Origin of the sequence: Draconibacterium sp. (genome assembly GCF_041583095.1) — a bacterium.
Lineage (GTDB): Bacteria > Bacteroidota > Bacteroidia > Bacteroidales > Prolixibacteraceae > Draconibacterium.
The window spans coordinates 1-7,794 of sequence record NZ_JBFHGM010000239.1; the positions used below are offsets into that span (position 1 = coordinate 1).

The following is a 7,794-nucleotide window of genomic DNA, read 5'->3' on the forward strand; positions in this document are numbered from 1 at the left end:
ACCAAGGCTCACCACCACACTTTGTGCTTCAGGAGCTTCAATACGGAAACGCGCGTATCCCTGCGAGTTTACCATTGGGTATTCTTTTCCGGGTTGGTTTAATGTTGATGGTTTAAAATCTTCTTTTACAGCCGGTTTTTCGCTTTGAGCGACACACAGCGTAAGTGAGAAAACAAAGAACACTATTAATGTTGAAATGTATTTTTTCATGATATTTAACTATTTAATTTTTGAATAATAAAGGTGCAAACTGATAAAGGCTGCGGCGCCATGTTTGCCATTCGTGGGCAGTTTCAGGCGACACATAAAAATGGGTGTTCATACCGGCTTTTTTAAGTGCTTCGGTATTTTCCTTTGGATCTCCCCATGGTCCGGGGCGCGGATTCTCGATTTCGCGGCTTCCGTAGCTAACGAAAAGCAATTTTACTTTTTCCTTAAAATCAGGATGTTGCTCAATGTCGTCCATGGTGATGCTGCCACCGCTAAACATTCCCACATGCGAAAACACATCGGGGTTGGCCAGTGTTATCACACGTGTTTGCATTCCACCCATCGAAAGACCGGCCATGGCACGGTTTTCGGCATCAGCCAGGGTACGGTATTTTCCATCAATCATCGGAATAATATCTTTCAGCAAGGTGTTCATAAAACCATCGGCCCAACCTTCGGGTGGCCATGTGCGCGGGCGCTCGCCACCTTCGCGGTTACGCGGTGGCCTTGGCATTGCCCAGGTTCCGTTGTCCATAACAATGATAAACGGAACGGTTTTTCCTTCGGCAATCAGGTTGTCCATTATCAAACCTGCATGCCCCTGGCTCGACCAGCCGGTTTCGTTTTCGCCACCACCATGTTGCAGATACAACACCGGATAGCGTTTTTCAGGATTTTCGTCGTAACCCGGAGGCGTGTAAACAAAGCACCTGCGCATGGTATTGTTGCTTTCCGAGAAATACTGTAGCTCGCGTACCTCGCCATGCGGAACATTTTTCAAGGCATAAAACTCCTGGTCGTGTGCCGGAATTTCAATACCGCTTCCCCAACGGCTGGCGCCGTAAAAATACAAGCTGTTTGGATCGGGAACCGCAGCTCCGTCAACCCAAAGCTGGTAATAATGAAAACCTTCATCCTGTGGTGCCGATTCACCGGTCCACACTCCGTTTTCATCTTTTACCAAATCGTATTTTACAGCACTGATATCAAGCTGAACTTTTTCAGCTTCAGGCGCTGAAATTTGAACACGCACCCGTCCTTCGGAATTCACCATCGGGTATTCCTTTCCGGGCTGATTTACAGAAGAGGGTTTAAAATCCTCAACTACTGTTTGTTCTGTCGTTTGCGCCATGGCAAGTACCGCAGAAAAGGCCAGCAACACCGTTAAAATAAAAGAATATCGTTTCATAACATTAGAGTTGATGTTTCAAATAGTATTAGTTTTTAAATACCAGTTGAGCAAACTGATAAAGGCTGCGACGCCAAGAGTGCCATTCGTGTGCAGTTCCGGGCGACACATAAAAATGGGTGTTCATACCGGCTGCTTTTAATGCTTCGGTGTTGGCTTTCGGATCGCCGCCAAAACCCATTCTGCGGTTATCGAGTTCGTGGCTTCCGTAACTCACAAACAACAGTTTTACATTCTCCTTAAAAGCAGGTGAATTTTCAATATCTTCAGGGCTAATGCTTCCGCCACTAAACATTCCAACCTGCGAAAACACTTCGGGATTGGCCAAAGTAATCAAACGTGTTTGCATACCTCCCATTGATAATCCGGCCATGGCGCGGTGGGCAGGGTCGGCAATAACGCGGTAGTTAGCTTCCACATAAGGAATCAGATCGTTAAGCAATACTTTTTTGAAATCGGCAGAAAAATCAAAACCGCCCATCGGTCCACCACGTCTTCTTTGTGTTGAATCGGCCTGTGCACCTCTTTCAGGACGCGGCCCGCGTGGTCTTTCAAAGTTTACGCTGCTGTTTTCCATTACAATGATAAACGGAAGCGCTTTTCCTTCGGCAATTAAATTATCCATAATCAGCCCCGCATGTCCCTGGTTTCCCCAGCCGGTTTCGTTTTCGCCCATACCATGTTGCAGGTAGAGTACCGGATAACTTTTCGACTGGTCTTTTTCGTAGCCGGGAGGCGTGTAAATGTATGCACGACGCACTTTATCCGACGATTTTGAATAATAGTGTACCTCGCGCAAATCGCCATGCGGAACATCTTTTAAAGCAAAAATATCCTGGTCGTCGGAAGGAATTTCAATACCACTTCCCCAGCGGCTGGCTCCGTAAAAATATAGACTGTTTGGATCGGGAACCGCGGCTCCGTCAACCCACAACTGGTAGTAATGAAAACCAACGTCCTGTGGTGCCGACTCGCCGGTCCACACACCGTTTTCGTCTTTTACCAAATCGTATTTCACTGCGCTAATATCAAGCTGAACTTTTTCAGCCTCAGGTGCCGAAAGTTGCACACGAACCCGTCCTTCGGAATTTACCATGGGGTATTCCTTCCCGGGCTGATTTACTGTAGAGGGTTTAAAATCCTCCACAACTTCTGATGACGATTGTGCGAAGCTAATTCCGCTGGCCATCAAAAGAATAACGAATACGTTTAGAATTTTAGACATCATAATTTGTTTGTTGATAGTTTATATTTTATTGTTTTAGTCCACTATTTGTTATCCGGAAATAATCGAAAGCCACATCAAACGGCGAATCCGGTTTTGTTGTGTCGGAATCAAACCAGAACGTACTTTTCATATAGCCGGTAATAATTCCGTCGCCTACCATCAAACCTGTTTTTATGTCTTCCAATGCCAGATCTGCTGTACCCAGGATTTCGAAATTCTCGCCATCCAACGAATACGAAGCCGTATAAATACTTCCTTTTTTATCGAGTTTAAGCACCAAGGCCTGGTTGCCTGTGATTTCGTTTTTCAGGTTGAAAGAAGCCAGCGATTTTGCAATGCCGTTTTCTTCCATCATCAAATCGATGGTACCGGGTTGTGGTTCTCTTTGGCGTGTGGTTTTTACTACTGCACGGAACATGAGTTTCACAAAATTATCATCGTCCTGGTAAGCCAGAATCCCTGCATTTTCAGGTTGAGAAGGCATCCGTGAAGCCGTCAGTTTTGTTTCTGCTGTCCAGTCGTTATTGGCGCTTTGCAGTAGAATGTTTTTGGCATTGTTGGTACCTTCTGAAACATCGCCAATTTCGCTGGTAATAGTCAGGCTGCCATCGTTTGCCGAATGGCTGTGTGTTGCAGCATTTTCCCTAATCCACTGCCACTGACTTCCAACAGCACCATTAAACTCGTCGCTAACTGCTTCCACATCAAAATTGAAATAGTACGTGTTGGTTTCGAGTGTGATGTTGTCGATGAATTTCACCACGGCAGTTCCGGGAATTTGTTTTGCCTGCTGAATATCAACAGTAATTCCTTCTCCGGCAGCAGTTGCTTTCAGTTCCGGTACCTTGGTTTTATCCTCTAACAGATAGCTGTATGCTTTTACCTCTTTATTGAATCCTTCGATGGATTTGCCGTTTACCAAAATTGATTTTGGATTGAGGTCGGGCATAACTTTTACAGGATAGCTGTTTGATACCGTTACGCCGTCGATGGTTACATAAGCAAATACCGATGCTACACCCACTCCGGTAGCCGTTACTTTGCCGTTTTCATCCACGCTTACCACCGCCGGGTTGTTGCTTTTGTATTCAATTTCAGCTTTCGAAATATCATAAAAGCTATCGTCCGACATTGCAGCAGTTACACTTGTTTGAGCTGTATTTCCCGGGCGAAGTATCATCTTGTCACTTTCGGCAACAACAGTTGTTAACACCGGTTTGTATTCGCCGCTCATAACTGCCTCGAGTTCGGCTTTTATATCTTTTGAAGATGCCCCAACTTCGAAAATATAACTTCCCTGGTCGAAGGTAATTTTACCGGCTTCGGCATCCCAAAACCAAAGGTCGTTACAATCGATATCAATGAAAACGCGTTTTGTTTGTCCAGCCGGAATGGTTACACGTTTAAATCCTTTCAGACGTTTTATCGGGCGCTCCAATTCTGCCGGACTGTCGGGTGTTTTCACATATACCTGCACCACCTCGTCGCCGTCAACCGCGCCTGTATTTTTCACATCAACACTTATGGTTACTTTATCATTTGGTGTTAGCCTTGTTTTGCTGATACTGAACCGTTTGTACTCAAAAGTAGTGTACGACAAACCATAGCCAAATTCGTAAGAAACCGGTTTGTCGAAATACCAGTACGTTCTTCCGTTCGAGCCATCGCCACGAAGGGTGTAGTCGTTAAAACCGGGCAGGTCGTTTAAGGATTTGTGCCAGGTAACATTTAATTTTCCGCCGGGGTTTACGTCGCCAAATAAAATGCGAGCCATGGCGGTTCCCTGTGCCTGTCCGTTGTAACCGGTCCAGATAATTCCCGGAATATTCGGGTTATTTTTAATCGGCTCCACTTCCACCATTCCCATGGTTTGCATCACCACAATGGTATTTGGATTTTCAGCAGCGACCGCTTCAATCAGTTTATTCTGATTTCCGGGTAAGGTAATCGAAAAGCGGTCGGACTCTTCGCGACCGGTACTTTGATCAGTACCCACAAAAACCAGCACTACATCGGCAGTAGCAGCCATTTCAAGTGTTGCGGCATCGGTTGCAGGGCTTTCGGCTTCGCGGTAAACCAGCACCAACGTTTGCGGCCCGGTAATTCCCAGTGTATTTATTTTTACCGACACATTTTGTGGCCGTGCAAAACCGGGGAATCCACCACGTTGCTGAACGGCCTCAATTTTTTGCGTTGCCAGAATATTTCCGGTAGCCGAGCTAACACGCACTTCGAGCAAACCACCGTTACCCGAAGCTGCCACGTTAAAACGGATGGAATCAACGTCGGTAATATCAACATTGTCGTAAGCTGTCCAGTCGCCATCTTTTACTCCGCGAATTGAGGTCCGGCCAAAACGAGCCGCCACAATTAATCCGGGTGCCGAATCATCGTATTTTGTAGCATCGAATTCGGCTACCACTTCGCCGTTACGTACGGTGGAAAAAGCATTCATGGTCAGAAAATCGGTGTTTCTATCCGTATTTCCTGTTAATGCAGAAACCACTTCAATGTCGAGGTTATGCTCTTTTATATAATTCTGAATTCCCAAAAGCGGCGAAATACTCAAATGAGGTTCAATTGGCCCCGAGTAATCTCCCAGCTCCACTTTATCGGCCTGTGGACCCAGTACCGCAATTTTTTTGATGTGTTTGGTATTAAGCGGCAATGCTTTTTCGGCTGGTTGAACCGTCACTTCGTTCTTTAGCAGAACCGGTGTTTTTGTAGCCACTTCAATGGCCAGATCGTTGTGAGCCGGATCATTCACTATATCCGGTTTTATACCTGCATACGAAACAATTTCAGTTGGATCGAACTCGCCCAAACGCATTCTTATGGTAAAAATATTGATCAGCGCTTTATCAATATCGGCTTGCGTCAGCATATCTTTTTCCAAAGCACCCAGGGCATGAGCCTGATACACTCCGCCACAGTCTGTGTCAACACCGGCTTTTAGGCCTAGCGCCGCTGCTTCCTCATAACTTTCCGTAAAATGATGGCCGCGTACTATGTCGTCGATTGCGCCACAGTCGCCGGTAACGTAACCGTCCATTCCATAGGTTTTTCGGGCAACTGTATCCACCAAATATTTACTGGCCGACATGGGAACGCCGTTAACAGCGCCGTACGCCGTCATAATTGCCGGAAGGTCGTAATCTCTTATCAAGGTGCGGTAGGGTTGTAAATAAAACTCGCGCATATCGCGGTCGTCCATATCCGAGCTGCCCGAGTGTCGGTTAAACTCGGTATTGTTGGCAAAATAGTGTTTTCCGCAAGGTACCGTTTTCAGGTATGTGGGGTCGTCGCCCATTAAACCCTGAATAAAACCTTTCCCGATTTCAGAAACCAAAAACGGATCTTCGCCAAAAGTTTCGGCAGTTCTTCCCCAACGCGGATCGCGGGCCGGTTCAATTACCGGCGACCAATAGGTCAATGTAAAAATCAGGTCGTGGTTAAAACCGCGTGCCTCATCCGAAACTACTTTTGTTTCGCGTTTAATGAGTTCCGGGTCCCAGGTTGCACCCACGGCCACACTGTTTGGAAACGAAGTGGCTGTCATTCCGCTGTTGTTGTTTCGTCCCATAATGCCGTGCAGCGCCTCGCCCCACACATCGTAATGGTTTACACCAAGCCGCGGAATTGGTGGCATGGTATTTCCCAACTGACTTTGTTTTTCTTCGGGTGTCATCCGCGAAACAAGGTCGATGGCACGCTCTTTAAACGAGTAAGCCGTATTGAGGTAGATCGGTTTCTTTGCCATTTGGCTTTGTGGAATAAAAGCCAGTGCAAACAGCGAAAACAGTATTAAAATGAGGGATGTTGATCGTCTAAAATTCATAATCTAATATTGGAGTATTGTTTATTTAAAAGGTATTTCGATTTGCGTATATGTTTAGTTATTATTCCTACGGAATTTATTCGGCAATTATTTATCGTTTACGTTCAGTTTTCATCGTTCCTAACTCAGAGGAACTCAGTACTTATTAGTTTTATGTAATCATTCTCGCCTGCAAGAATTATGTTTTTGTCATTTCCCGAAATCGCATGAATTTCGGCATCAGTGATTTTATAAAGCTGATGACAATGCGAGCAGGATGGAATGGTCATTAGTCTTCCCTGCTGCAGTAATAAGATATATTGATCGTGCATTGTGTCGTAAAAAATATCACGGGGTATTTCATTTAGTTTTGCTTTAAAACCTTCCTCATTGGTGTAAATCAGCGGGCGTTCGATCCAAACACTTCCTTTTGATGAGAAATACAAAACAGGTTCCCTATCAGTATTTTCACCCACCACTGCAATTTGATTTTGTGTAAGCAGTATTTTACTGAACGTGCACGATTGGTAATACCCTTTGTACGTTTCATTAAAATCAATTACGTTCCATTCTGTTCCATTGCTGGTATAAAAAATTTCGCCATGGTTCGTAAGTCCGAAGCAATAAGTTTTATTTGATGATAAGGATAGAATGTTTCCCGTTAGTTCCACGTTGGCAAATTCCAGTTTCTGATCCAAAGATCCGATTCGTAATTCTCCTGAATTACAGCCTGCCAAAACTTTGTTTTTGTATAAAGTCAGGCAATTAACGTTTTTGACTGTCCCCGAGCGAATTGGTTTAAAAACCTTATCCTTGTCGACACAATAAATTGTCCCATCGCTGCCCCCAGAAACCACATATCTCTCGTTGGAAGCAACAGTGCTGAATTTTACATCCTGAATGGATTTCGACTGAACTATCTTGCCTTCACCTGATATCCAGTTAATATCTCCATTTTCTGAAACAGTTATGAATCCATCGCCAAAGGCTGTAACCGAAATGTTGTCCGTTTCTTTTTCAACACTAAAATCAGAAGAAAAAGAAAACCCAAGACCAAAACAGGCAACTACTAAAACAAACGGTTGTAACAGTTTTGATATCGGGTTTCTTCTCTTCATAATTTGTATATAAAAAGTGCTTATTTTAATGCACTGTTTTCAATTTTGAAATAATCAAAAGCCACAACTAAAGGCGATTTTGGCTGATTGTCTTGCTGCATAAATCTTCTGAAACGTGCCATACGGGCCGGCATCACTCCATCGCAAGCCAGCATTCCGGCCTGAATATTTTTCAGCACAACATTGGCCGTTCCAACTTCTTCGTATTTCTTTCCGTCAGTTGAGCAGAAAG

Annotated in this window: 5 protein-coding genes and 1 pseudogene; all 6 read right to left on the reverse strand. The window is 44.8% G+C overall.

What is annotated here, in order from left to right:
• A pseudogene (locus ABZB17_RS17705) lies at positions 1-210 on the reverse strand (esterase); the annotation flags it as partial.
• Between the two features lie 13 nt (positions 211-223).
• The gene (locus ABZB17_RS17710; protein ID WP_372652092.1) at positions 224-1,399 is read right to left on the reverse strand and encodes an alpha/beta hydrolase; all 1,176 of its coding nucleotides are present in this window, start codon (positions 1,397-1,399) and stop codon (positions 224-226) included.
• Positions 1,400-1,427: 28 nt separating this feature from the next.
• Complete coding sequence (locus ABZB17_RS17715; protein WP_372652094.1) at positions 1,428-2,624, reverse strand: alpha/beta hydrolase; 1,197 nt, start codon at positions 2,622-2,624, stop codon at positions 1,428-1,430.
• A 28-nt stretch (positions 2,625-2,652) separates the two neighbouring features.
• The gene (locus tag ABZB17_RS17720; RefSeq protein WP_372652096.1) at positions 2,653-6,465 is read right to left on the reverse strand and encodes a glycoside hydrolase family 3 C-terminal domain-containing protein; all 3,813 of its coding nucleotides are present in this window, start codon (positions 6,463-6,465) and stop codon (positions 2,653-2,655) included.
• Positions 6,466-6,590: 125 nt separating this feature from the next.
• Positions 6,591-7,562, reverse strand: coding sequence for a hypothetical protein (locus tag ABZB17_RS17725; RefSeq protein ID WP_372652098.1), 972 nt, complete (start codon positions 7,560-7,562; stop codon positions 6,591-6,593).
• A 20-nt stretch (positions 7,563-7,582) separates the two neighbouring features.
• Positions 7,583-7,794 (reverse strand): hypothetical protein (locus ABZB17_RS17730; RefSeq protein WP_372652100.1); only part of this gene is annotated, 212 nt, incomplete at its 5' end.